Source organism: Streptococcus oralis subsp. dentisani (genome assembly GCF_003944205.1).
Lineage (GTDB): Bacteria > Bacillota > Bacilli > Lactobacillales > Streptococcaceae > Streptococcus > Streptococcus oralis_BH.
Window position 1 is genome coordinate 1 of record NZ_RJPH01000047.1, and the last position, 551, is coordinate 551.

Here is a 551-nt window from a genome sequence, read left to right on the forward strand (position 1 = left end):
AAGCTGATTGGCTTGCAGATACTGACGCTGAAGCTGATTGACTTGCGCTTACGGCTTGCAGATACTGACGCTGAAGCTGATTGACTTGCGCTTACGGACGCTGAAGCTGATTGGCTTGCAGATACTGATGCGCTAGCTGATTGGCTTGCTGATACTGATGCTGAAGCTGATTGGCTTGCAGATACTGATGCGCTAGCTGATTGACTTGAGCTTACAGAAGCTGAAGCTGATTCACTTGCAGATACTGATGCGCTAGTTGATTGGCTTGCTGATACTGATGCTGAAGCTGATTGACTCGCTGATACTGATGCGGAAGTTGATTGACTTGCTGATACAGATGCTGAAGCTGATTGACTAGCTGATACAGAAGCTGAAGCTGATTGACTAGCTGATACAGATGCTGAAGCTGATTGACTTGCAGATACTGATGCTGAAGTTGATTGACTTGCAGATACTGATGCGCTAGCTGATTGACTTGAGCTTACAGAAGCTGAAGCTGATTGACTAGCTGATACAGATGCTGAAGCTGAAGCTGATTGACTAGCTGATAC

At 46.1% G+C, this 551-nt stretch carries 1 protein-coding gene; it reads right to left on the minus strand.

The features are described from left to right. Positions 1–551, minus strand: a 551-nt coding sequence (locus D8805_RS10060; RefSeq protein ID WP_185774605.1) for a hypothetical protein, incomplete at both ends; no start/stop codon positions are given.